Origin of the sequence: Pseudomonas entomophila (assembly GCF_013523125.1) — a bacterium.
In the GTDB taxonomy this organism is placed as follows: Bacteria; Pseudomonadota; Gammaproteobacteria; order Pseudomonadales; family Pseudomonadaceae; genus Aquipseudomonas; species Aquipseudomonas entomophila_B.
Genome location: NZ_JAAMQJ010000019.1, coordinates 59,234 through 83,436, shown reverse-complemented (window position 1 = coordinate 83,436; position 24,203 = coordinate 59,234). Strand labels below are relative to the sequence as shown.

Below are 24,203 nucleotides of genomic sequence, written 5' to 3'. Positions count from 1 at the left end.
CATGTCCCTGACTAACGAGCAAATCATCGAAGCCATCGGCCAGAAAACCGTTCTGGAAGTTGTTGAGCTGATCAAAGCGATGGAAGAAACCTTCGGCGTGACCGCCGCTGTTGCCGCTGCCGGCCCAGCTGCTGCCGCTGCCGTTGTTGAAGAGCAAACCGAGTTCAACGTTGTTCTGAAAGCCGCTGGCGACAAGAAAGTCAACGTGATCAAGGCTGTCCGTGAACTGACCGGTCTGGGCCTGAAAGAAGCCAAGGAAAAGGTTGACGGCGCTCCTCAAGTCATCGCTGAAGGCGTTTCGAAAGAAGCCGCTGAAGACGCGAAGAAGAAGCTGGAAGAAGCAGGCGCTGAAGTCGAAGTCAAGTAACTATCGACTTTGCGTCTCCAGCCCGAGCGTCGAGCAGACGGCTGATGGCTGGTGGCTTTTGCCACCGGCCTTTTTCCGTTATTGGTTGGTCGATCCACATCGACCCCGATAACACGCTGTAACCACCAGAGCGGTGGCGCAAACCAAGGGGTTTGCACGATTTTCTGGCTGCTCCCGCCGGGAGGAGCCAAACAAGCAGGTGACCAAGCTGGGGAACGCTGATGGCTTACTCATACACTGAGAAAAAACGTATCCGCAAGGACTTTAGCAAGTTGCCGGACGTCATGGATGTGCCTTACCTCCTGGCCATCCAGCTGGATTCGTATCGTGAATTCCTGCAGGCAGGCGCATCCAAGGACCAGTTCCGCGACGTCGGTCTGCATGCGGCCTTCAAATCGGTATTCCCGATCATCAGCTACTCCGGCAATGCCGCCTTGGAGTATGTTGGCTATCGTCTGGGTGAGCCGGCCTTCGATGTGAAGGAATGTGTCCTGCGTGGCGTGACGTTCGCCGTCCCGCTGCGGGTGAAAGTCCGGCTGATCATCTTCGACAAGGAATCGTCGAACAAAGCGATCAAGGACATCAAAGAGCAAGAAGTCTACATGGGTGAAATCCCCCTGATGACTGAAAACGGTACCTTCGTTATCAACGGTACCGAGCGTGTGATCGTTTCCCAGCTGCACCGTTCGCCAGGCGTGTTCTTCGACCACGACCGCGGCAAGACTCACAGCTCCGGCAAACTGCTGTACTCCGCGCGCATCATCCCTTACCGCGGCTCCTGGTTGGACTTCGAGTTCGACCCCAAGGACTGCGTCTTCGTGCGTATCGACCGCCGTCGCAAGCTGCCGGCCTCGGTCCTGCTGCGCGCGCTGGGCTACAGCACCGAAGAAGTCCTGAACGCCTTCTACACCACCAACGTGTTCCACATCTCCGGTGAGAGCCTGAGCCTGGAGCTGGTGCCGCAGCGCCTGCGTGGTGAAGTGGCGGTGATGGACATCGTCGACGAGACCGGCAAGGTCATCGTCGAGCAAGGTCGTCGCATCACTGCACGTCACATCAACCAGATCGAGAAGGCTGGCGTGAAGCAGCTGGACGTGCCGATGGAGTATGTCCTGGGCCGTACCACTGCCAAGGCCATCGTGCATCCGGCCACCGGCGAGATCCTGGCCGAGTGCAACACCGAGCTGACCACCGAACTGCTGATCAAGATCGCCAAGGCACAGGTCGTCCGTATCGAGACCCTGTACACCAACGACATCGACTGCGGTCCGTTCATCTCCGATACCTTGAAGATCGACACCACCAGCAACCAGCTGGAGGCACTGGTCGAAATCTATCGCATGATGCGTCCCGGCGAGCCGCCGACCAAGGATGCCGCCGAGACCCTGTTCAACAACCTGTTCTTCAGCGCTGAGCGTTACGACCTGTCCGCCGTCGGCCGCATGAAGTTCAACCGCCGCATCGGTCGCAACGAGATCGAAGGGTCGGGCGTGCTGAGCAAGGAAGACATCGTCGAGGTGCTCAAGACCCTCGTCGATATCCGTAACGGCAAAGGCATCGTCGACGACATCGACCACCTGGGTAACCGTCGCGTGCGTTGCGTCGGCGAAATGGCCGAGAACCAGTTCCGCGTGGGCCTGGTGCGTGTCGAGCGCGCAGTCAAAGAGCGTCTGTCGATGGCCGAGAGCGAAGGCCTGATGCCGCAGGACCTGATCAACGCCAAGCCTGTCGCGGCGGCGGTCAAGGAGTTCTTCGGTTCCAGCCAGCTCTCCCAGTTCATGGACCAGAACAACCCGCTGTCGGAGATCACCCACAAGCGTCGTGTCTCCGCACTCGGCCCGGGCGGTCTGACCCGTGAGCGCGCAGGCTTCGAAGTCCGTGACGTACACCCGACCCACTACGGCCGCGTGTGCCCGATCGAGACGCCGGAAGGTCCGAACATCGGTCTGATCAACTCCCTGGCGGCCTATGCCCGCACCAACCAGTACGGCTTCCTGGAAAGCCCGTACCGCGTGGTGAAAGAGGGTGTGGTCAGCGACGACATCGTCTTCCTGTCGGCGATCGAAGAAGCCGATCACGTCATCGCCCAGGCTTCGGCCGCGATGAACGACCAGAAGCAGCTGATCGACGAACTGGTGGCCGTGCGTCACCTGAACGAGTTCACCGTCAAGGCGCCGGAAGACGTCACCCTGATGGACGTCTCGCCCAAGCAGGTCGTCTCGGTCGCCGCCTCGCTGATCCCGTTCCTCGAGCACGACGACGCCAACCGTGCGTTGATGGGTTCGAACATGCAGCGTCAGGCCGTGCCGACCCTGCGTGCCGACAAGCCACTGGTCGGTACCGGCATGGAGCGCAACGTCGCCCGTGACTCCGGTGTCTGCGTGGTCGCGCGTCGTGGTGGTGTGATCGACTCGGTCGATGCCAGCCGTATCGTCGTGCGCGTGGCGGATGCAGAAGTCGAGACCGGTGAAGCCGGTGTGGACATCTACAACCTGACCAAGTACACCCGTTCCAACCAGAACACCTGCATCAACCAGCGTCCGCTGGTCAGCAAGGGTGACGTGGTCAGCCGTGGCGACATCATGGCTGACGGTCCGTCCACCGACATGGGTGAACTGGCGCTGGGCCAGAACATGCGCATCGCCTTCATGGCATGGAACGGCTTCAACTTCGAAGACTCCATCTGCCTGTCCGAGCGTGTGGTTCAGGAAGACCGCTTCACCACGATCCACATCCAGGAACTGACCTGTGTGGCCCGTGACACCAAGCTCGGCCCGGAAGAGATCACCGCGGACATCCCGAACGTGGGTGAAGCCGCGCTGAACAAACTGGACGAAGCCGGTATCGTCTACGTCGGTGCCGAAGTCGGTGCCGGTGACATCCTGGTCGGCAAAGTCACGCCAAAAGGCGAGACCCAACTGACGCCGGAAGAAAAACTGCTGCGCGCGATCTTCGGTGAGAAGGCCAGCGACGTGAAGGACACCTCCCTGCGCGTGCCAACCGGCACCAAGGGTACCGTCATCGACGTCCAGGTCTTCACCCGTGATGGCGTCGAGCGTGACAGCCGTGCGCTGTCGATCGAGAAGATGCAACTCGACGAGATCCGCAAGGACCTCAACGAGGAGTTCCGCATCGTCGAAGGCGCCACCTTCGAGCGTCTGCGTTCAGCGCTCAACGGCCAGGTCGTCGACGGCGGCGCGGGCCTGAAGAAGGGCACCGTGATCAGCGATGACGTCCTGAACGGTCTGGAGCATGGTCAGTGGTTCAAACTGCGCATGGCCGAAGACGCGCTCAACGAGCAGCTCGAGAAGGCCCAGGCCTACATCGTCGATCGTCGCCGTCTGCTGGACGACAAGTTCGAAGACAAGAAGCGCAAGCTGCAGCAGGGCGATGACCTGGCACCGGGCGTCCTGAAGATCGTCAAGGTCTACCTGGCCATCCGCCGTCGTATCCAGCCAGGCGACAAGATGGCCGGTCGTCACGGTAACAAGGGTGTGGTCTCGGTGATCATGCCGGTCGAAGACATGCCACACGACGCCAACGGTACGCCGGTCGATGTCGTGCTCAACCCGCTGGGCGTACCGTCGCGTATGAACGTCGGGCAGATCCTCGAAACCCACCTGGGCCTCGCGGCCAAGGGGCTGGGCGAGAAGATCGACCGCATGATCGAAGAGCAGCGCCAGGCCGCCGAAGTTCGCGGTTTCCTGACCGAGATCTACAACGAGATCGGTGGTCGTCAGGAAAACCTGGACGAGTTCTCCGATGCCGAGATCCTGGCCCTGGCCAACAACCTGAAGAAGGGTGTGCCAATGGCCACGCCGGTCTTCGACGGTGCCAAGGAGAGCGAAATCAAGGCCATGCTGAAACTGGCAGACCTGCCAGAGAGCGGCCAGATGCAGCTGTTCGACGGGCGTACCGGCAACAAGTTCGAGCGTCCTGTAACCGTGGGTTACATGTACATGCTCAAGCTGAACCACTTGGTGGACGACAAGATGCACGCGCGTTCCACTGGTTCCTACAGCCTGGTCACCCAGCAGCCGCTGGGTGGTAAGGCGCAGTTCGGTGGTCAGCGTTTCGGGGAGATGGAAGTGTGGGCGCTGGAAGCATACGGCGCGGCATACACCCTGCAAGAAATGCTCACAGTGAAGTCGGACGACGTGAACGGCCGTACCAAGATGTACAAGAACATCGTGGATGGCGATCACCGTATGGAGCCGGGCATGCCCGAGTCCTTCAACGTGTTGATCAAAGAGATTCGTTCGCTCGGTATCGATATCGATCTGGAAACCGAATAACACGTGACGCGAATCGGGAGCGGGGCTGATACAGCTCGCTCCCTGCTCCGCCAGGAGGAAAGGCCTTGAAAGACCTACTGAATTTGCTGAAAAACCAGGGTCAAGTCGAAGAGTTCGACGCCATCCGTATCGGTCTGGCGTCGCCTGAAATGATCCGTTCGTGGTCGTTCGGTGAAGTTAAGAAGCCGGAAACCATCAACTACCGTACGTTCAAGCCCGAGCGTGACGGCTTGTTCTGCGCCAAGATCTTTGGCCCGGTCAAGGACTACGAGTGCCTGTGCGGCAAGTACAAGCGCTTGAAGCACCGTGGCGTGATCTGCGAGAAGTGTGGCGTCGAAGTCGCCCTGGCCAAGGTCCGTCGTGAGCGCATGGCGCACATCGAACTGGCCTCGCCGGTCGCCCACATCTGGTTCCTGAAGTCGCTGCCGTCCCGTATCGGCCTGCTGATGGACATGACCCTGCGTGACATCGAACGCGTGCTCTACTTCGAGAGCTACGTCGTCATCGACCCAGGCATGACCACCCTTGAGAAGGGTCAGCTGCTGAACGACGAGCAGTACTTCGAAGCGCTGGAAGAGTTCGGTGACGACTTCGATGCCCGCATGGGCGCCGAGGCTGTCCGCGAGCTGCTGCACGCCATTGACCTGGAGCACGAGATCGGCCGCCTGCGCGAAGAGATTCCGCAGACCAACTCGGAAACCAAGATCAAGAAGCTGTCCAAGCGCCTCAAGCTGATGGAAGCCTTCCAGGGTTCGGGCAACCTGCCTGAGTGGATGATCCTGACCGTTCTGCCGGTACTGCCGCCAGACCTGCGTCCGCTCGTTCCACTGGACGGTGGCCGTTTTGCCACGTCCGACCTGAACGACCTGTACCGCCGGGTGATCAACCGGAACAACCGCCTCAAGCGCCTGCTCGATCTGTCGGCGCCGGACATCATCGTGCGCAACGAAAAGCGCATGCTGCAGGAAGCGGTCGACGCCCTGCTCGACAACGGCCGTCGCGGTCGCGCCATCACCGGCTCGAACAAGCGTCCGCTGAAGTCGCTGGCCGACATGATCAAAGGTAAGCAAGGTCGCTTCCGTCAGAACCTGCTCGGCAAGCGCGTGGACTACTCCGGTCGTTCCGTGATCACCGTGGGCCCGACCCTGCGTCTGCACCAGTGCGGTCTGCCGAAGAAGATGGCCCTCGAGCTGTTCAAGCCGTTCATCTTCGGCAAGCTGGAAATGCGTGGTCTGGCGACCACCATCAAGGCCGCCAAGAAGATGGTCGAGCGCGAGCTGCCAGAGGTCTGGGACGTCCTGGCCGAAGTCATCCGCGAACACCCCGTGCTGCTCAACCGTGCACCGACCCTTCACCGTCTGGGTATCCAGGCGTTCGAGCCGGTGCTGATCGAAGGCAAGGCGATCCAGCTGCACCCTCTGGTGTGTGCTGCGTACAACGCCGACTTCGACGGTGACCAGATGGCCGTTCACGTACCGCTGACGCTGGAAGCCCAGCTCGAAGCGCGTGCGCTGATGATGTCGACCAACAACATCCTGTCGCCTGCCAACGGTGAGCCGATCATCGTGCCGTCGCAGGACGTGGTCCTGGGTCTGTACTACATGACCCGTGAAGCCATCAATGCCAAGGGCGAAGGTCGCGTGTTCGCCGACCTGCAGGAAGTCGACCGCGTCTTCCGCGCTGGCGAAGCTGCCCTGCACGCGAAGATCAAGGTCCGTATCAACGAGACCGTGAACGACCGTGACGGCAACAGCGTCAAGAACACCCGCATCGTCGACACCACCGTCGGCCGTGCACTGCTGTTCCAGGTGGTACCGGCCGGCCTGTCGTACGACGTGGTCAACCAGCCGATGAAGAAGAAGGCGATCTCCAAGCTGATCAACCAGTGCTACCGCGTGGTGGGTCTGAAGGAAACCGTCATCTTCGCCGACCAGCTGATGTACACCGGTTTCGCCTACTCGACCATTTCCGGCGTTTCGATCGGGGTGAACGACTTCGTCATCCCGGACGAAAAAGCCCGCATCATCGGCACCGCGACCGATGAAGTGAAGGAAATCGAGAGCCAGTACGCCTCGGGTCTGGTGACCCAGGGCGAGAAGTACAACAAGGTCATCGACTTGTGGTCCAAGGCGAACGACGAAGTGTCCAAGGCGATGATGGCCAACCTCTCGAAAGAGAAGGTCATCGACCGCAATGGCGACGAAGTCGACCAGGAATCCTTCAACTCGATGTACATGATGGCCGACTCGGGTGCGCGGGGTTCCGCTGCACAGATCCGTCAGCTGGCCGGTATGCGTGGTCTGATGGCCAAGCCGGACGGCTCGATCATCGAGACGCCGATCACCGCGAACTTCCGTGAAGGCCTGAGCGTACTGCAGTACTTCATCTCGACGCACGGTGCACGTAAAGGTCTGGCGGATACCGCCTTGAAGACCGCGAACTCCGGTTACCTGACCCGTCGTCTGGTCGACGTGGCGCAGGATCTGGTGGTGACCGAGATCGATTGCGGCACCGACCAGGGTCTGCTGATGACCCCGCACATCGAAGGCGGCGACGTCGTCGAACCTCTGGGTGAGCGTGTACTGGGCCGTGTCATCGCCCGTGACGTGTTCAAGCCAGGCACCGAAGACGTGATCGTTCCAGCCGGTACGCTGGTGGACGAGAAGTGGGTCGAGTTCATCGAGCTGAACAGCATCGACGAAGTGGTCGTGCGTTCGCCGATCAGCTGCGAAACCCGCTACGGCATCTGCGCCAAGTGCTACGGCCGTGATCTGGCACGTGGTCACCAGGTGAACATCGGCGAAGCGGTCGGCGTCATCGCGGCCCAGTCGATCGGTGAGCCGGGTACCCAGCTGACCATGCGTACCTTCCACATCGGTGGTGCGGCAAGCCGGACTTCGGCCGCCGACAGCGTTCAGGTGAAGAATGGCGGCATGGTGCGTCTGCACAACCTGAAGCAGGTCGAGCGTGCCGACGGCAACCTGGTCGCGGTCTCGCGTTCCGGTGAGCTGGCGATCGCCGACGAGTTCGGTCGTGAGCGTGAGCGCTACAAGCTGCCATACGGTGCGGTCATTTCGGTCAAGGAAGGCGACAAGGTCGACGCTGGCGCCATCGTCGCCAAGTGGGACCCGCACACCCACCCGATCGTGACCGAGCTGAAAGGTACCGTGACCTTCGTGGGCATGGAAGAAAACATCACCATCAAGCGTCAGACCGACGAGTTGACTGGCCTGACCAACATCGAAGTCCTGGACGTCAAGGACCGCCCTGCCTCCGGCAAGGAAATCCGTCCGGCGATCAAGATGGTCGATGCCAATGGCAAGGACCTCATGCTGCCAGGTACCGACGTACCGGCGCAGTACTTCCTGCCTGCCAACGCCCTGGTCGGCGTGGCTGACGGTGCGCAGATCGCCGTGGGTGACGTCATCGCGCGTATTCCGCAAGAGACGTCCAAGACCCGTGACATCACCGGTGGTCTGCCGCGCGTTGCCGACTTGTTCGAAGCGCGTCGTCCGAAGGAAGCGTCGATCCTGGCGGAAGTCAGCGGCACCATCGCGTTCGGCAAGGAAACCAAGGGCAAGCGCCGTCTGGTGATCACGCCGAACGATGGTACCGATCCGTACGAAGAGCTGATTCCGAAGTGGCGTCACCTGAACGTCTTCGAAGGCGAACAGGTCAACCGCGGTGAAGTCATCTCCGACGGCCCGAGCGATCCGCACGACATCCTGCGTCTGCTGGGCGTCAGCGCGCTGGCCAAGTACATCGTCAACGAGATTCAGGACGTGTACCGCCTGCAGGGCGTGAAGATCAACGACAAGCACATCGAGACCATCCTGCGTCAGATGCTGCGCAAGGTCGAGATCGCCGAGTCGGGTGACTCCAGCTTCATCAAGGGCGACCAGATGGAGCTCACGCAAGTGCTGGTGGAGAACGAGCGCCTCGCCTCCGAGGACAAGTTCATCTCGAAGTTCTCGCGTGTGCTGCTGGGTATCACCAAGGCGTCGCTGTCGACCGAATCGTTCATCTCGGCAGCGTCGTTCCAGGAAACCACGCGCGTGTTGACCGAAGCTGCGGTCACCGGCAAGCGTGACTACCTGCGCGGCCTGAAGGAGAACGTGGTCGTGGGTCGTCTGATCCCGGCCGGTACCGGTCTGGCGTACCACAGCGAGCGCAAGCGTCGCCGTGATGCCGACAAGCCGCTGCGTGTGAGCGCCAGTGAGGTGGAAGCCGCACTGACCGAAGCATTGAACTCGAGCGGCAACTGAGTCTGAGGCCAGGCCCCGGTCCTCTCCCATGGTCACCGGCAACCGCGAGTGTTGCCGATGATCGGCGGGGTAGGGCCGGGGCCTTGTCTTGACTGAATGCCCGATCCTCTTTAGACTTTTGTACCCTTAAATTTGGTGAGGCTCCGTCTCGCCGATTTTTGGCTTTTCTTGCAAGACAATAGCGTCGCAAGACAATCAGTGGAGCTAGTAGATGGCAACTATCAACCAGCTGGTACGTCAGCCGCGTAAGCGTACCGTCGAGAAATCCGACGTACCTGCGCTGCAGAACTGCCCGCAACGTCGTGGCGTGTGCACCCGCGTGTACACCACCACGCCGAAGAAACCTAACTCGGCATTGCGTAAAGTCTGCCGTGTGCGCCTGACCAACGGTTTCGAGGTTTCCTCGTACATCGGTGGTGAAGGCCACAACCTGCAAGAGCACAGCGTCGTCCTGATCCGTGGCGGCCGTGTCAAAGACTTGCCAGGTGTTCGTTACCACACCGTTCGCGGCTCTCTGGATACCTCCGGCGTCAAAGGCCGTAACCAGGGTCGTTCGAAGTACGGTACCAAGCGTCCGAAGTAATCGGCCGTTTGCAGACATCCATTTTTTTGAGTCGATAAGAGTAAGGTCGGGCAGGGGTCGAAGACCCGCGTCCCGGGCTAACCTGAAGACCGTTTGAGGGCTTATCATGCCAAGACGTCGTGTAGCAGCAAAACGTGAGATCCTGGACGATCCGAAATACGGATCCCAGATCCTCGCCAAGTTCATGAACCACGTGATGGAAAGCGGCAAGAAGGCCGTCGCAGAGCGCATCGTTTACGGCGCACTGGACACCGTCAAGGCCCGCAAGAACAGCGACCCCCTGGAAATCTTCGAGAAAGCTCTCGACGCCATCGCTCCGCTGGTCGAAGTCAAGTCCCGCCGTGTAGGCGGTGCTACCTACCAGGTTCCTGTCGAAGTTCGTCCGTCCCGTCGTAATGCACTGGCAATGCGCTGGCTCGTAGACTACGCCCGCAAGCGCGGCGAGAAGTCGATGGCCTTGCGTTTGGCTGGCGAGCTGCTGGATGCCGCTGAAGGCAAGGGTGCTGCAGTCAAGAAGCGTGAAGACGTGCACCGTATGGCTGAAGCCAACAAAGCGTTCTCGCACTACCGCTTCTAAATCACGCAACAATCTTTTTGCGAGGGCTTTATGGCTCGTACTACAGCAATCAACCGCTACCGTAACATCGGTATTTGCGCGCACGTCGATGCGGGCAAGACCACTACGACCGAGCGGATCCTGTTCTACACAGGTCTGAGCCACAAGATGGGCGAGGTGCATGATGGCGCCGCGACCACCGACTGGATGGTGCAGGAGCAGGAGCGCGGTATCACCATTACCTCCGCTGCCGTGACCACCTTCTGGAAAGGTTCCGTGGGTCAGTACGACAACTACCGTGTCAACGTCATCGATACCCCCGGCCACGTCGACTTCACCATTGAAGTTGAGCGTTCGCTGCGTGTACTCGACGGCGCGGTCGTCGTCTTCTGCGGCACCTCCGGCGTTGAGCCGCAGTCCGAAACCGTATGGCGTCAGGCCAATAAGTACGGCGTTCCACGTGTTGTCTACGTGAACAAGATGGACCGCGCCGGTGCCAACTTCCTGCGCGTCGTCGGTCAGATCAAGAACCGTCTGGGTCATACCCCGGTCCCGGTTCAGCTGGCCATCGGTTCGGAAGATAACTTCCAGGGTCAGGTCGACCTGATCAAGATGAAGGCTATCTACTGGAACGACGACGACAAGGGCACCACCTACCGTGAGGAAGAGATTCCTGCGGACATGGTCGAGCTGGCCAACGAATGGCGCTCGAACATGGTGGAAGCAGCCGCCGAGTCCAGCGAAGAGCTGATGAACAAGTACCTGGAAGGCGAAGAGCTGACCGTCGAAGAGATCAAGGCAGGCCTGCGCGCGCGCACCCTGGCCAGCGAGATCGTTCCGGCCGTCTGCGGTTCGTCGTTCAAGAACAAGGGTGTTCCCCTGGTTCTGGACGCCGTCATCGACTACCTGCCTGCTCCGACCGAGATTCCTGCCATCCAGGGTATCAACCCGGACGACAAGGACCTGGACAAGGAAGACCCGGCCGTCCGTAAGGACGAGCGTCACGCAGACGACAATGAGCCGTTCTCGGCCTTGGCGTTCAAGATCGCAACTGACCCGTTCGTGGGTACGTTGACCTTCGTTCGCGTGTACTCGGGCGTTCTGAGTTCCGGTGACTCCGTCATCAACTCGGTCAAGGGCAAGAAAGAGCGCGTTGGCCGTATGGTGCAGATGCACGCCAACCAGCGTGAAGAGATCAAAGAAGTGCGCGCTGGCGACATCGCTGCCCTGATCGGCATGAAGGACGTGACCACGGGCGAAACCCTGTGCAACGCCGACAAGCCAATCATCCTCGAGCGTATGGACTTCCCAGAGCCTGTGATCTCGCTCTCCGTCGAGCCGAAAACCAAGGCTGACCAGGAGAAGATGGGTATCGCATTGGGCAAGCTGGCCCAGGAAGACCCGTCGTTCCGCGTCAAGACCGACGAAGAGACTGGTCAGACCATCATCTCCGGTATGGGCGAGCTGCACCTGGACATCCTCGTTGACCGCATGAAGCGCGAGTTCAACGTCGAAGCCAACATCGGTAAGCCGCAGGTTTCGTACCGCGAGAAGATCACCAAGTCCAACGTCGAGATCGAAGGCAAGTTCGTTCGTCAGTCGGGCGGTCGTGGTCAGTTCGGTCACTGCTGGATCCGTTTCTCGGAGCCGGAAGTCGACGAGAAAGGCAACATCACCGAAGGTCTGGTGTTCTCCAACGAAGTCGTTGGTGGTGTGATTCCGAAGGAATTCATCGCCCCGATCCAGAAGGGTATCGAAGAGCAGATGAAAAACGGCGTCGTTGCCGGTTATCCTCTGATCGGCCTGAAGGCCACGGTATTCGACGGTTCGTACCACGATGTCGACTCCAACGAAATGGCGTTCAAGATCGCCGCTTCGATGGCAACCAAGCAGCTGGCCCAGAAGGGCGGTGGCGTGGTTCTCGAGCCGATCATGAAGGTCGAAGTTGTAACCCCGGAAGACTACCTGGGTGACGTGATGGGTGACCTGAACCGTCGTCGTGGTCTGGTCCAGGGTATGGATGAATCGGTCTCTGGCCGTGTCGTCCGTGCTGAAGTTCCGCTCGGAGAGATGTTCGGTTACGCGACTGACGTTCGTTCCATGTCTCAGGGTCGCGCAAGCTACTCCATGGAATTCTCTAAGTACGCTGAAGCTCCGTCGAACATCGTCGAAGCTCTCATTAAAAAACAAGGCTGATTCAGCCCCTTTAGGCTAGGAGTTCACTGTCGTGGCTAAAGAAAAATTTGATCGTTCCCTTCCGCACGTCAACGTTGGCACCATCGGTCACGTCGACCACGGTAAAACCACGCTGACTGCTGCGCTGACTCGCGTCTGCTCCGAAGTTTTCGGTTCGGCCGTCGTTGAGTTCGACAAGATCGACTCGGCTCCAGAAGAGAAAGCGCGCGGTATCACCATCAACACCGCTCACGTCGAGTACAACTCGAACATTCGTCACTACGCTCACGTTGACTGCCCAGGTCACGCTGACTACGTGAAGAACATGATCACCGGTGCTGCCCAGATGGACGGCGCGATCCTGGTGTGCTCGGCCGCCGATGGTCCGATGCCACAAACCCGTGAGCACATCCTGCTGTCCCGTCAGGTTGGCGTTCCGTACATCGTGGTCTTCCTGAACAAGGCTGACCTGGTAGACGACGCCGAGCTGCTGGAACTGGTCGAGATGGAAGTGCGTGACCTGCTGTCCACCTACGACTTCCCAGGCGACGACACTCCGATTATCATCGGTTCCGCTCGTATGGCGCTGGAAGGCAAAGACGACAACGAGATGGGCACCACTGCCGTCAAGAAACTGGTTGAAACCCTGGATGCTTACATCCCTGAGCCAGTTCGTGCCATCGACCAGCCGTTCCTGATGCCGATCGAAGACGTGTTCTCGATCTCGGGTCGTGGTACCGTTGTGACCGGCCGTATCGAGCGTGGTATCGTCCGCGTTCAAGACTCGCTGGAAATCGTTGGTCTGCGTGACACCACCACCACCACCTGCACCGGTGTGGAAATGTTCCGCAAGCTGCTGGACGAAGGTCGTGCTGGCGAGAACTGCGGCGTGCTGCTGCGCGGCACCAAGCGTGACGACGTCGAGCGTGGCCAGGTTCTGGTCAAGCCGGGTTCGGTCAAGCCGCACACCAAGTTCACCGCAGAAGTCTACGTTCTGTCGAAAGAAGAAGGCGGCCGTCACACGCCGTTCTTCAAAGGCTACCGTCCTCAGTTCTACTTCCGTACCACTGACGTGACCGGTAACTGCGAGCTGCCGGAAGGCGTTGAAATGGTCATGCCAGGTGACAACATTCAGATGACTGTTACCCTGATCAAGACCATCGCAATGGAAGACGGTCTGCGTTTCGCCATCCGTGAAGGCGGTCGTACCGTCGGCGCCGGCGTCGTAGCCAAAATCATCGAGTAAGTCTCTCGGTTGATTGAAAAGGCCCCCGCTCAGCGGGGGCTTTTTTTATTGGGTTGACACCCAATAGGGGCGTCTATAGAATCACGCCTCCTTTTAACGGGCGTAGTGCGCCCGATGGGAACAGCCTGGAGTCTGAAATCCAATGCAAAATCAGCAAATCCGTATCAGGTTGAAGGCTTTCGACCATCGCCTGATCGACCAATCCACCCAGGAAATCGTGGAAACCGCGAAACGTACTGGGGCACAAGTGCGTGGTCCTATTCCACTGCCTACCCGCAAAGAGCGGTTCACCGTTCTGGTCTCCCCGCACGTCAACAAAGACGCGCGTGACCAGTACGAGATCCGTACTCACAAGCGCGTTCTGGACATCGTCCAGCCAACGGATAAAACCGTTGATGCGCTGATGAAGCTCGATCTGGCGGCAGGTGTGGAAGTACAGATCAGCCTCGGCTAAGACTCCGGTCTAGTCGTGTAACGCTCTGAAATGGGCGGCCATAGCGGGTGAAAGCCCCGTACACTCATGAGGTTTACAACATGACTATTGGTGTAGTCGGTCGTAAGTGCGGCATGACCCGCATTTTCACCGAAGAAGGTGTCTCCATTCCGGTCACGGTCATCGAGATCGAGCCGAATCGCGTCACCCAGTTCAAAACTGAAGAGACCGATGGCTATCGCGCAGTGCAAGTCACTGTTGGCGAGCGCCGTGCTTCGCGCGTCACTGCCGCTCAGGCAGGCCACTTCGCGAAGGCAAACGTTGCCGCTGGTCGCAGCGTCATGGAGTTCCGTCTTGAAGAAGGCGATTTCCAGGCTGGCGACTTGATCAAAGCTGAACTCTTTGCTGCAGGCCAGCTGGTAGACGTCACCGGTCAGTCGAAAGGTAAAGGCTTTGCCGGTACCATCAAGCGCTGGAATTTCCGTGGTCAGGATAACACCCACGGTAACTCCGTCTCCCACCGCGTTCCGGGCTCCATCGGCCAGTGCCAGACTCCTGGTCGTGTTTTCAAGGGCAAGAAAATGTCCGGTCACATGGGCGCTGAGCGCGTGACCGTGCAGTCCCTGGAAGTTGTTCGCGTAGACGCAGAACGCAATCTGCTGCTGGTCAAGGGCGCCGTTCCTGGTGCAACTGGCGGCGACGTGATTGTCCGTTCGGCTGTCAAGGCTCGCGGTTAAGGGGAAGCTGACATGCAACTTAATGTAAATGACGCGCAAGCGATCGAAGTTTCCGAACTGACTTTCGGTGGCGAATTCAACGAGACGCTGGTACACCAAGCAGTCGTGGCCTACATGGCCGGCGGCCGTCAGGGCACCAAGCAGCAGAAGACCCGTTCCGACGTAGCAGGTGGCGGTAAGCGCCCATGGCGTCAGAAGGGTACTGGCCGCGCGCGTGCTGGTACTACCCGTGGTCCAATCTGGCGTGGCGGTGGCGTTACCTTCGCAGCCCGTCCTCAGGATCACTCGCAGAAGCTCAACAAGAAGATGTACCGCGCAGCCCTGCGCTCCATCCTCTCCGAGCTCGTGCGTAGCGACCGTCTGGTCGTGGTTCAGGACTTCGCAGTCGAAGCGCCGAAAACCAAGGACCTGCTGAACAAGCTGAGCGGCATGGGTCTGAGCGATGTATTGATCGTCTCCGACGCTGTTGATCAGAACCTGTACCTGGCTGCTCGTAACCTGCCGCACGTCGATGTACGTGACGTCCAGGGTTCCGACCCGGTCAGTCTGATCGCATACGAGAAAGTGTTGATCACTGTCTCGGCCGTGAAGAAATTCGAGGAGCTGCTGGGATGAACCAGGAACGCGTATTCAAAGTCCTCCTTGGCCCGCACGTTTCCGAGAAGGCTACCGTTCTGGCTGAGAAGAAAGGCCAGTTCGTATTCAAGGTTGCAACCGACGCAACCAAGCTTGAAATCAAGAAAGCTGTCGAAGGCCTGTTCGGCGTGAAAGTCGAGAACGTGTCTACCGTCAACGTTCTGGGCAAGACCAAGCGCACCGCACGTGGTCTGGGCAAGCGCAATGACTGGAAGAAGGCGATCGTATCCCTTCAGCCAGGCCAAGATCTCGATTTCAGCAGCAGTGCTGAGTAAGGAAGGGGTGCATCATGGCAATCGTTAAATGCAAACCGACTTCCCCTGGCCGCCGTTTCGTGGTCAAGGTGGTCAACCAGGGGCTCCACAAAGGCGCTCCTCACGCACCGCTGATCGAGAAAAAATCGAAGTCTGGTGGTCGTAACAACAATGGTCGTATCACCACGCGTCACATCGGTGGCGGCCATAAGCAGAACTACCGTCTGGTCGACTTCCGTCGTAACGACAAAGATGGCATCCCTGCCACTGTCGAGCGCATCGAATACGACCCGAACCGTACTGCTCACATCGCTCTGCTGTGCTACGCCGACGGCGAACGTCGCTACATCATCGCGCCTAAGGGCGTGAGCGCTGGCGACCAGCTGATCGCAGGTGCCCTGGCCCCCATCAAGGCCGGCAACTCCCTGCAGCTGCGTAACATTCCAGTCGGTAGCACCATTCACGGCATCGAACTGAAGCCGGGCAAAGGTGCACAGATCGCTCGTTCCGCTGGTGCTTCGGCTCAGCTGATCGCTCGCGAAGGTGTCTACGTGACCCTGCGTCTGCGCTCTGGTGAAATGCGTAAAGTACTGGCTGAGTGCCGTGCGACCCTGGGCGAAGTCTCGAACTCCGAGCACAGCCTGCGTTCGCTGGGTAAAGCAGGTGCCAAGCGCTGGCGTGGCGTTCGCCCAACCGTTCGTGGTGTTGCCATGAACCCGGTTGACCACCCGCATGGTGGTGGTGAAGGTCGTACCTCCGGTGGTCGTCATCCGGTATCGCCATGGGGCTTCCCGACCAAGGGTGCTAAGACTCGTGGTAATAAGCGTACCGACAAAATGATCGTCCGTCGTCGCAAGTAAATAGAGGGATACGACAGTGCCACGTTCTCTGAAAAAAGGTCCTTTTATTGATCTTCACCTACTGAAGAAGATCGAAGTGGCGGTGGAGAAGAACGATCGCAAGCCGGTGAAAACCTGGTCGCGCCGTTCCATGATCCTGCCACAAATGGTCGGTCTGACCATCGCGGTACACAACGGTCGTCAGCACGTCCCCGTTCTCGTGAACGAAGACATGGTCGGCCACAAACTGGGCGAGTTCGCCGGTACCCGCACCTATCGCGGGCACGTGGCTGACAAGAAAGCCAAGCGTTAAGGGGTTAGGAAATGGAAGTAGCCGCTAAGTTGTCGGGCGCTCGAATCTCCGCCCAGAAAGCCCGCTTGGTCGCCGACCAGATCCGCGGGAAGAAGGTGGGCGACGCGCTCAACCTGTTGGCCTTCAGCAGCAAGAAAGCCGCTGAAATCATGAAGAAAGTCCTCGAGTCGGCCGTAGCCAACGCCGAACACAACGAAGGCGCAGACGTTGATGACCTGAAGGTCTCCACCGTCTTCGTCAACGAAGGGCGTTCGCTGAAGCGCATCATGCCGCGTGCCAAAGGCCGCGCAGATCGCATCGTCAAGCGGTCTTGCCATATCACTGTCAAGGTTGCGGACAAGTAACGGAGTCGATCAGATGGGTCAGAAAGTACATCCCACTGGCATTCGCCTGGGAATCGTCAAGGAGCACACGTCCGTCTGGTATGCAGACGGCGCGACTTACGCAGATTACCTGTTGAAGGATCTGAAAACGCGTGAGTACCTCCAGGACAAACTAAAAAGCGCGTCCGTAAGCCGTATCGATATTCATCGTCCGGCGCAAACCGCACGCATCACCATCCACACCGCTCGTCCCGGTATCGTTATCGGCAAGAAGGGTGAGGATGTCGAGAAGCTGCGTCAGGACCTGACCAAGCAGATGGGTGTGCCTGTGCACATCAACATCGAAGAGATCCGCAAGCCGGAACTCGACGCCATGCTGGTTGCGCAAAGCGTAGCTCAGCAGCTGGAGCGCCGCGTTATGTTCCGTCGCGCCATGAAGCGCGCCGTACAGAACGCCATGCGTATTGGTGCCAAGGGCATCAAGATCCAGGTGAGCGGTCGTCTCGGCGGTGCCGAGATCGCACGTACTGAATGGTATCGCGAAGGTCGTGTGCCCCTGCACACCCTGCGTGCCGACATCGACTATGCCACCTACGAAGCTCACACCACCTACGGTGTGATCGGTGTCAAGGTTTGGATCTTCAAAGGCGAAGTAATTGGTGGTCGCCAAGAAGAGCTGAAGCCTCAAGCACCAGCGCCTCGTAAAAAAGCTGCTAAGTAAGGGGTACGCCAAATGTTGCAACCAAAGCGTACAAAATTCCGCAAGCAGATGACTGGCCACAACCGTGGTCTGGCACTGCGCGGTAGCAAGGTCAGCTTCGGCGAATTCGCCCTGAAAGCTGTTGCCCGCGGTCGTCTCACCGCTCGCCAGATCGAGTCGGCACGTCGTGCCCTGACCCGTCACGTCAAGCGTGGCGGCAAGATCTGGATCCGTGTATTCCCGGACAAGCCGGTCACCAAGAAGCCTCTCGAAGTGCGGATGGGTAAAGGTAAGGGTTCCGTGGAGTACTGGGTTGCCCAGATCCAGCCAGGCAAGGTCCTGTACGAGATCGAGGGTGTTTCTGAAGAGCTGGCGCGCGAAGCTTTCGCTCTGGCCGCTGCAAAGCTGCCTCTCGCCACCTCCTTTGTTAAGCGGACGGTGATGTGATGAAAGCGAATGAACTTCGTGAAAAATCGGCACAGCAGCTGAACGAGCAACTGCTCGGCCTGCTGCGCGACCAGTTCAATCTGCGCATGCAGAAAGCAACTGGCCAGTTGGGGCAGTCGCACCTGCTCTCGCAAGTTAAGCGTGACATCGCTCGCGTGAAAACTGTGCTCAACCAGCAGGCAGGTAAGTGATCATGGCTGAAGCTGAAAAAACCGTCCGTACGCTGACTGGCCGTGTCGTCAGCGACAAAATGGACAAGACCATCACCGTTCTGATCGAGCGTCGCGTCAAGCACCCGATCTACGGTAAATACGTTAAGCGTTCGACTAAGCTGCACGCGCACGACGAAACCAACCAGTGCAAGATCGGCGACAAGGTTTCGATCACCGAAACCCGTCCGCTGGCCAAGACCAAGTCCTGGGCACTGGTTGAAGTCCTCGAACGCGCTGTTGAAGTCTAAGGGCTAGGGGTCGGAGAAATTTTATGATTCAGACTCAATCCATGCTCGATGTGGCCGATAACAGCGGCGCTCGTCGCGTCATGTGCATCAAGGTACTCGGTGGTTCGCACCGCCGTTACGCCGGCATCGGTGACATCATCAAGGTAACCGTCAAGGAAGCGATTCCTCGTGGCAAGGTCAAGAAAGGCCAGGTCATGACCGCGGTTGTCGTTCGCACCCGTCACGGTGTTCGTCGCGCTGACGGTTCCATCATTCGTTTCGACGGCAACGCTGCTGTTCTGCTGAACACCAAGCAAGAGCCGATCGGCACTCGCATCTTTGGGCCAGTGACCCGTGAGCTTCGTACCGAGAAGTTCATGAAGATCGTCTCGCTCGCCCCAGAAGTGCTCTAAGGAGATCCGACATGCAAAAGATTCGTCGTGACGACGAGATCATCGTGATCGCCGGCAAAGACAAGGGTAAGCGCGGTAAGGTGCTGAAGGTTCTGGCTGACGACCGTCTGGTCGTTGGTGGCCTGAATCTGGTCAAGCGTCATACCAAGCCTAACCCGATGGCGGGCGTTCAGGGCGGTATCGTCGAGAAAGAAGCGCCTCTGCACGCTTCCAACGTTGCCATTTTCAACGGCGAGACCAACAAGGCTGACCGCGTTGGCTTCAAGGTTGAAGACGGCAAGAAAATTCGTGTCTTCAAGTCGACCCAGAAAGCGGTTGATGCTTGAACACTGCTAGGTAGAAGACAATGGCACGACTCAAAGAGATTTACCGGAACGAAATCGCTCCCAAGCTTAAGGAAGAACTTAAGCTGGGGAACGTGATGGAAGTCCCTCGCGTTACCAAGATCACCCTGAACATGGGCCTGGGCGAAGCGATCGGTGACAAGAAAGTCATCGAGCACGCTGTTGCCGACCTGGAAAAGATCACTGGCCAGAAGCCAGTCGTGACGTTCGCTCGCAAGTCGATTGCGGGTTTCAAGGTTCGTGAAGGTTGGCCGATCGGCGTCAAGGTCACTCTGCGTAGTGATCGTATGTACGAATTCCTGGATCGCCTGCTGGCTATCTCCCTGCCTCGGGTTCGCGACTTCCGCGGCCTGAATGCCAAGTCCTTCGACGGTCATGGCAACTACAGCATGGGCGTCAAAGAGCAGATCATCTTCCCGGAAATCGACTACGACAAGATCGATGCTCTGCGCGGTCTGGACATTACCCTGACCACCACTGCTCGTTCGGATGACGAAGGCCGCGCTCTGCTGCGTGCTTTCAAATTCCCGTTCCGCAACTGATTGGAGTAGGAAAATGGCCAAGAAGAGCATGAAGAACCGCGAGCTGAAGCGTCAGCTCACGGTAGCCAAGTACGCTAAAAAGCGTGCCGAGCTGAAAGCGACCATCGTCGACCTGAACGCTTCTCCAGAAGAGCGTTTCGCCGCCGTTGTCGCGCTGCAGAAGCAGCCACGTGACGCCAGCGCTGCGCGCCTGCGCAACCGCTGCCGCCTGACCGGTCGTCCGCACGGCGTATACCGCAAGTTCGGCCTCGGCCGTAACATGCTGCGCCAAGCTGCCATGCGCGGCGACGTACCAGGCCTGGTCAAGGCCAGCTGGTAAGTCAGTTGGGTTTACCGGCGGCGAGAGCGCGATCTCCCGACCGTCGGTGGCCTCACAGCGAAACAAGCCCCTTCTTGGGGCTTGTTTCGTTTCTGGCTTGTGTCTAGAATTGCCGGCTCGCCTGAGCCTGGGTGTCCGCCCGGCACGATCAGGTGGTTGTGATAGCCGCAAGGCTAATATTTCTTGTATCAGGAGCATCAAGCCCATGAGTATGCAGGACCCGTTAGCGGACATGCTAACTCGCATCCGTAATGCCCAGATGGCTGAAAAGTCCGTCGTGAGCATGCCTTCTTCGACTCTGAAGGTTGCGGTAGCCAAAGTTCTCAAAGATGAAGGTTACATCGCCGACTATCAAGTCACCAGCGAAGTCAAGCCCTCCCTGTCGCTCGAGCTGAAGTATTTCGAAGGCCGTCCGGTCATCGAAGAGCTGAAGCGCGCTAGCCGTCCAGGTCTGCGTCAGTACAAGGCCGTTACCGAACTGCCGAAAGTACGTGGCGGTCTGGGCGTCTCCATCGTCTCCACCAACAAAGGTGTGATGACGGATCGTGCTGCGCGCGCTGCCGGTGTCGGCGGCGAAGTTCTGTGCACAGTGTTCTAAGGGGAGATAGGCATGTCTCGCGTCGCTAAGAACCCCGTTAAGCTGCCCTCCGGCGTCGAAGTCAAATTCGCCGGCCAGCAGCTTTCGGTGAAGGGTGCCAAGGGCACTCTCGAACTGAACGTTCACTCCTCTGTTGAAGTTACCGAAGAAAGCGGCGAAGTACGTTTCGCTGCCCGCAACGGTGACCAGCAAGCTCGTGCCATGGCCGGTACCACCCGTGCGCTGGTCAACAACATGGTCCAAGGCGTCAGCCAAGGCTTCGAGCGCAAGCTCCAGCTGGTCGGTGTTGGTTACAAGGCACAGGCCAAGGGCAACATCCTGAACCTGGCTCTGGGCTTCTCGCATCCAGTGGATTACGAACTGCCAGCAGGTATCACCGCTGAAACCCCAAGCCAGACCGACATCCTGATCAAGGGTATCGACAAGCAGCTGGTGGGTCAGGTGGCCGCTGAAATCCGCGATTTCCGTCCGCCAGAGCCTTACAAAGGCAAGGGTGTGCGTTACGCGGACGAAGTAGTCCGTCGTAAAGAAGCCAAGAAGAAGTAGGGCCTAGCAAATGACCGACAAAAAAGTTACTCGACTGCGTCGCGCTCGCAAAGCACGCCTGAAAATGCACGAACTCGAAGTCGTGCGTCTCTGCGTGTTCCGCTCCTCGCAGCACATCTACGCCCAGGTCATTTCGGCCGACGGCAGCAAGGTTCTGGCAAGCGCCTCGACCTTGGACAAAGACCTGCGTGATGGCGCCACTGGCAACATCGATGCGGCCACTAAGGTTGGCAAGCTGGTAGCCGAGCGCGCGAAAGCCGCTGGCGTTTCTCAAGTTGCTTTCGACCGTTCTGGCTTCAAGTACCACGGCCGCGTCAAGGCGCTGGCTGATGCTGCTCGTGAAGGCGGGCTGGAGTTCTAAGTTATGGCAAATAACGACCAAAAGCGCGACGAAGGCTACATCGAGAAGCTGGTTCAAGTTAACCGCGTTGCAAAAACCGTCAAAGGCGGCCGTATCTTCACCTTCACCGCGCTGACCGTGGTAGGTGATGGCAAAGGTCGCGTCGGCTTCGGCCGTGGCAAATCGCGCGAAGTTCCAGCTGCGATCCAAAAAGCCATGGAAGCTGCTCGTCGCAACATGATCCAGGTCGACCTGAAGGGCACCACCCTGCAGTACGCCACCAAGTCCGCCCACGGCGCGTCGAAGGTGTACATGCAGCCTGCTTCCGAAGGTACCGGTATCATCGCCGGCGGCGCAATGCGTGCTGTCCTGGAAGTTGCTGGCGTCCAGAACGTTCTGGCCAAGTGCTACGGTTCGACCAACCCAGTGAACGTGGTCTATGCCACCTTCAAGGGTCTGAAAGCCATGCAATCTCCTGAATCCATTGCTGCCAAGCGCGGCAAGACCGTCGAGGAGATCTTCTGATCATGGCAACCGTCAAAGTAACGCTGATCAAAAGCACCGCAGGTCGCCTGCCCAATCACAAGCTGTGCGTGAAGGGTCTGGGTCTGCGTCGCATCGGTCACACTGTAGAAGTCCAGGATACTCCCGAGAACCGCGGGATGATCAACAAGGCTTACTACATGCTGCGCGTCGAGGGTTAATCGATGAAACTCAATGATCTGAGTCCAGCGCCGGGTTCCCGTCGCGAGAAGCATCGTCCGGGCCGTGGTATCGGTAGCGGTTTGGGCAAGACCGGTGGCCGCGGCCACAAAGGTCAGACCTCCCGTTCCGGTGGCACCATCGCTCCGGGCTTCGAAGGCGGTCAACAGCCGCTGCACCGTCGCCTGCCGAAGTTCGGCTTCGTTTCGCTGAAAGCCATGGACCGCGCCGAAGTGCGTCTGTCCGAGCTGGCCAAGGTGGAAGGTGACCTGATCACCGTTCAGTCCCTCAAGGACGCCAACGTGATCAACCAGAACGTTCAGCGTGTGAAAATCATGCTGTCGGGCGAAGTCACTCGTGCAGTCACCCTCAAGGGTATCGCCGTCACCAAAGGTGCGCGTGCGGCTATCGAAGCAGCTGGCGGCAAATTCGAGGAATAAATGGCTAAGCAAGGTGCTCTCTCTTCGCTCGGCAAGGGCGGGATGTCGGAACTCTGGGCTCGTCTGCGCTTCCTGTTCCTGGCGATCATCGTCTACCGGATCGGCGCGCACATCCCAGTGCCCGGGATCAATCCTGACCGCCTGGCGGAACTGTTCCGACAGAATGAGGGGACCATTCTTAGCTTGTTCAACATGTTTTCCGGTGGTGCGCTGGAGCGCATGAGCATCTTTGCACTGGGGATCATGCCGTACATCTCGGCATCGATCATCATGCAGCTCATGACCGCAGTCAGCCCACAGCTGGAGCAGTTGAAGAAGGAAGGTGAAGCTGGCCGTCGCAAGATCAGCCAGTACACCCGCTACCTCACCGTGATCCTGGCATTGGTCCAGGCCACTGGCATGTCCATTGGCCTGGCCAACCAGGGTGTGGCGTTCTCTACGAGCCTCGGCTTCCATTTCGTCGCGGTCGCCACGTTCGTGGCCGGCGCGATGTTCATGATGTGGCTGGGCGAGCAGATCACCGAGCGCGGTGTGGGCAACGGTATCTCGATGTTGATCTTCGCAGGTATCGTCGCCGGTCTTCCGAGAGCAATCGGGCAGTCTTTCGAGTCTGCACGCACAGGCGATATCAACATCTTCGCTCTGGTCGCCATCGGTTTGCTCGCAGTAGCGATCATCGGTTTCGTGGTGTTTATCGAGCGGGGTCAGCGGCGTATCGCCGTTCACTACGCCAAGCGTCAGCAGGGCCGCAAGGTCTTCGCTGCGCAGACGAGCCACTTGCCGCTCAAGGTGAACATGGCTGGGGTCATCCCGGCCATTTTCGCCAGCAGCATTCTGCTGTTCCCGGCTTCGCTGGGTGCCTGGTTCGGTCAGTCCGAAGGTATGGGCTGGTTGCAGGACATCTCGCAGTCGATCGCTCCTGGTCAGCCGTTGAACATTCTGCTGTTTAGTGCAGGGATCATCTTCTTCTGCTACTTCTACACAGCGTTGATGTTCAACCCGAAAGACGTAGCGGAAAACCTGAAGAAGTCCGGTGCCTTTATTCCGGGCATCCGTCCTGGTGAGCAGTCGGCGCGCTACATTGATGGCGTTCTGACCCGTCTGACCATGTTCGGTGCTCTATACATGACGGCCGTGTGCCTGCTGCCCCAGTTCCTGGTGGTGGCTGCAAACGTTCCGTTCTACCTTGGCGGGACCTCGTTGCTGATCGTGGTAGTGGTTGTGATGGACTTCATGTCCCAAGTACAATCGCACCTCGTTTCACACCAGTACGAATCCCTGATGAAGAAAGCCAACCTGAAAGGCTACGGTGGCAGCAGCATGCTGCGCTGATCGGCCCCTAAGGTTCGAG

Annotated in this window: 29 protein-coding genes; all 29 read left to right on the top strand. The window is 58.8% G+C overall.

Annotation, left to right across the window (positions count from 1 at the left end; genetic code table 11):
• Nucleotide 1 precedes the first annotated feature (1 nt).
• The 29 genes from rplL (at nucleotide 2) to secY (ending at nucleotide 24,184) form a co-directional block, all read left to right on the top strand.
• Nucleotides 2-367 (top strand): 50S ribosomal protein L7/L12, encoded by a 366-nt coding sequence (gene rplL, locus G7007_RS12170; RefSeq protein ID WP_060392303.1) that lies wholly within the window; start codon nucleotides 2-4, stop codon nucleotides 365-367.
• Nucleotides 368-588: 221 nt separating this feature from the next.
• Nucleotides 589-4,662, top strand: coding sequence for a DNA-directed RNA polymerase subunit beta (rpoB, locus tag G7007_RS12165; protein ID WP_181102045.1), 4,074 nt, complete (start codon nucleotides 589-591; stop codon nucleotides 4,660-4,662).
• Nucleotides 4,663-4,727: 65 nt separating this feature from the next.
• Nucleotides 4,728-8,927 (top strand): DNA-directed RNA polymerase subunit beta', encoded by a 4,200-nt coding sequence (gene rpoC / locus G7007_RS12160; RefSeq protein WP_181102044.1) that lies wholly within the window; start codon nucleotides 4,728-4,730, stop codon nucleotides 8,925-8,927.
• A 211-nt stretch (nucleotides 8,928-9,138) separates the two neighbouring features.
• Nucleotides 9,139-9,510, top strand: a complete 372-nt coding sequence (gene rpsL / locus G7007_RS12155) for a 30S ribosomal protein S12 (protein WP_003257088.1) — start codon at nucleotides 9,139-9,141, stop codon at nucleotides 9,508-9,510.
• A 106-nt stretch (nucleotides 9,511-9,616) separates the two neighbouring features.
• Entirely contained in the window at nucleotides 9,617-10,087 is a 471-nt protein-coding gene (rpsG, locus tag G7007_RS12150; protein ID WP_003246741.1) for a 30S ribosomal protein S7, read from the top strand.
• Nucleotides 10,088-10,117: 30 nt separating this feature from the next.
• On the top strand, nucleotides 10,118-12,262 hold the full coding sequence (fusA, locus tag G7007_RS12145; RefSeq protein WP_181102042.1) for an elongation factor G: 2,145 nt from the start codon (nucleotides 10,118-10,120) through the stop codon (nucleotides 12,260-12,262).
• A gap of 31 nt (nucleotides 12,263-12,293) precedes the next feature.
• The gene (tuf, locus tag G7007_RS12140) at nucleotides 12,294-13,487 is read left to right on the top strand and encodes an elongation factor Tu (RefSeq protein WP_060392307.1); all 1,194 of its coding nucleotides are present in this window, start codon (nucleotides 12,294-12,296) and stop codon (nucleotides 13,485-13,487) included.
• Between the two features lie 142 nt (nucleotides 13,488-13,629).
• Nucleotides 13,630-13,941 carry a 30S ribosomal protein S10 gene (gene rpsJ / locus G7007_RS12135; protein ID WP_003186070.1) on the top strand — a complete coding sequence of 104 codons (312 nt, stop codon included), beginning with the start codon at nucleotides 13,630-13,632 and terminating at the stop codon, nucleotides 13,939-13,941.
• A gap of 80 nt (nucleotides 13,942-14,021) precedes the next feature.
• A complete protein-coding gene (gene rplC / locus G7007_RS12130) occupies nucleotides 14,022-14,657 on the top strand; it encodes a 50S ribosomal protein L3 (protein ID WP_060392308.1) in 636 nt (211 codons plus the stop codon).
• A 12-nt stretch (nucleotides 14,658-14,669) separates the two neighbouring features.
• A complete protein-coding gene (gene rplD, locus G7007_RS12125) occupies nucleotides 14,670-15,272 on the top strand; it encodes a 50S ribosomal protein L4 (RefSeq protein WP_181102040.1) in 603 nt (200 codons plus the stop codon).
• Nucleotides 15,269-15,568 carry a 50S ribosomal protein L23 gene (rplW, locus tag G7007_RS12120; protein WP_010220306.1) on the top strand — a complete coding sequence of 100 codons (300 nt, stop codon included), beginning with the start codon at nucleotides 15,269-15,271 and terminating at the stop codon, nucleotides 15,566-15,568. Before rplD ends, rplW begins: the two co-directional genes overlap by 4 nt.
• 14 nt (nucleotides 15,569-15,582) lie before the next feature.
• The gene (rplB, locus tag G7007_RS12115) at nucleotides 15,583-16,407 is read left to right on the top strand and encodes a 50S ribosomal protein L2 (RefSeq protein WP_181102038.1); all 825 of its coding nucleotides are present in this window, start codon (nucleotides 15,583-15,585) and stop codon (nucleotides 16,405-16,407) included.
• A gap of 16 nt (nucleotides 16,408-16,423) precedes the next feature.
• Nucleotides 16,424-16,699 carry a 30S ribosomal protein S19 gene (gene rpsS / locus G7007_RS12110; protein WP_010486981.1) on the top strand — a complete coding sequence of 92 codons (276 nt, stop codon included), beginning with the start codon at nucleotides 16,424-16,426 and terminating at the stop codon, nucleotides 16,697-16,699.
• An 11-nt stretch (nucleotides 16,700-16,710) separates the two neighbouring features.
• A complete protein-coding gene (gene rplV / locus G7007_RS12105; protein ID WP_003304070.1) occupies nucleotides 16,711-17,043 on the top strand; it encodes a 50S ribosomal protein L22 in 333 nt (110 codons plus the stop codon).
• 13 nt (nucleotides 17,044-17,056) lie between these two features.
• On the top strand, nucleotides 17,057-17,743 hold the full coding sequence (gene rpsC, locus G7007_RS12100; RefSeq protein WP_060392311.1) for a 30S ribosomal protein S3: 687 nt from the start codon (nucleotides 17,057-17,059) through the stop codon (nucleotides 17,741-17,743).
• Between the two features lie 12 nt (nucleotides 17,744-17,755).
• Nucleotides 17,756-18,169 carry a 50S ribosomal protein L16 gene (gene rplP, locus G7007_RS12095; protein WP_009397508.1) on the top strand — a complete coding sequence of 138 codons (414 nt, stop codon included), beginning with the start codon at nucleotides 17,756-17,758 and terminating at the stop codon, nucleotides 18,167-18,169.
• Nucleotides 18,169-18,360 carry a 50S ribosomal protein L29 gene (rpmC, locus tag G7007_RS12090; RefSeq protein ID WP_002555481.1) on the top strand — a complete coding sequence of 64 codons (192 nt, stop codon included), beginning with the start codon at nucleotides 18,169-18,171 and terminating at the stop codon, nucleotides 18,358-18,360. The genes rplP and rpmC overlap by 1 nt, the downstream gene beginning before the upstream one ends.
• A 2-nt stretch (nucleotides 18,361-18,362) precedes the next feature.
• Nucleotides 18,363-18,629 (top strand): 30S ribosomal protein S17, encoded by a 267-nt coding sequence (rpsQ, locus tag G7007_RS12085; RefSeq protein WP_023534981.1) that lies wholly within the window; start codon nucleotides 18,363-18,365, stop codon nucleotides 18,627-18,629.
• Nucleotides 18,630-18,652: 23 nt separating this feature from the next.
• Nucleotides 18,653-19,021: a 50S ribosomal protein L14 gene (rplN, locus tag G7007_RS12080; RefSeq protein ID WP_008089810.1), complete on the top strand. Its 369-nt coding sequence runs from the start codon at nucleotides 18,653-18,655 to the stop codon at nucleotides 19,019-19,021.
• Nucleotides 19,022-19,032: 11 nt separating this feature from the next.
• The gene (gene rplX, locus G7007_RS12075) at nucleotides 19,033-19,347 is read left to right on the top strand and encodes a 50S ribosomal protein L24 (protein WP_060392312.1); all 315 of its coding nucleotides are present in this window, start codon (nucleotides 19,033-19,035) and stop codon (nucleotides 19,345-19,347) included.
• 20 nt (nucleotides 19,348-19,367) lie between these two features.
• Nucleotides 19,368-19,907, top strand: coding sequence for a 50S ribosomal protein L5 (gene rplE / locus G7007_RS12070; RefSeq protein WP_181102036.1), 540 nt, complete (start codon nucleotides 19,368-19,370; stop codon nucleotides 19,905-19,907).
• A gap of 13 nt (nucleotides 19,908-19,920) precedes the next feature.
• Nucleotides 19,921-20,226 carry a 30S ribosomal protein S14 gene (gene rpsN, locus G7007_RS12065; RefSeq protein WP_060392314.1) on the top strand — a complete coding sequence of 102 codons (306 nt, stop codon included), beginning with the start codon at nucleotides 19,921-19,923 and terminating at the stop codon, nucleotides 20,224-20,226.
• 205 nt (nucleotides 20,227-20,431) lie between these two features.
• Nucleotides 20,432-20,824, top strand: coding sequence for a 30S ribosomal protein S8 (rpsH, locus tag G7007_RS12060; RefSeq protein ID WP_060392315.1), 393 nt, complete (start codon nucleotides 20,432-20,434; stop codon nucleotides 20,822-20,824).
• Nucleotides 20,825-20,836: 12 nt separating this feature from the next.
• Entirely contained in the window at nucleotides 20,837-21,370 is a 534-nt protein-coding gene (rplF, locus tag G7007_RS12055; RefSeq protein WP_060392316.1) for a 50S ribosomal protein L6, read from the top strand.
• A 10-nt stretch (nucleotides 21,371-21,380) separates the two neighbouring features.
• Complete coding sequence (gene rplR / locus G7007_RS12050) at nucleotides 21,381-21,731, top strand: 50S ribosomal protein L18 (protein WP_008089801.1); 351 nt, start codon at nucleotides 21,381-21,383, stop codon at nucleotides 21,729-21,731.
• Nucleotides 21,732-21,734: 3 nt separating this feature from the next.
• The gene (gene rpsE / locus G7007_RS12045) at nucleotides 21,735-22,235 is read left to right on the top strand and encodes a 30S ribosomal protein S5 (protein WP_060392317.1); all 501 of its coding nucleotides are present in this window, start codon (nucleotides 21,735-21,737) and stop codon (nucleotides 22,233-22,235) included.
• 2 nt (nucleotides 22,236-22,237) lie between these two features.
• Nucleotides 22,238-22,414, top strand: coding sequence for a 50S ribosomal protein L30 (rpmD, locus tag G7007_RS12040; protein WP_009397493.1), 177 nt, complete (start codon nucleotides 22,238-22,240; stop codon nucleotides 22,412-22,414).
• Between the two features lie 3 nt (nucleotides 22,415-22,417).
• On the top strand, nucleotides 22,418-22,852 hold the full coding sequence (rplO, locus tag G7007_RS12035) for a 50S ribosomal protein L15 (protein ID WP_181102033.1): 435 nt from the start codon (nucleotides 22,418-22,420) through the stop codon (nucleotides 22,850-22,852).
• Nucleotides 22,853-24,184, top strand: coding sequence for a preprotein translocase subunit SecY (gene secY, locus G7007_RS12030; protein WP_144937367.1), 1,332 nt, complete (start codon nucleotides 22,853-22,855; stop codon nucleotides 24,182-24,184).
• Nucleotides 24,185-24,203 lie beyond the last annotated feature (19 nt).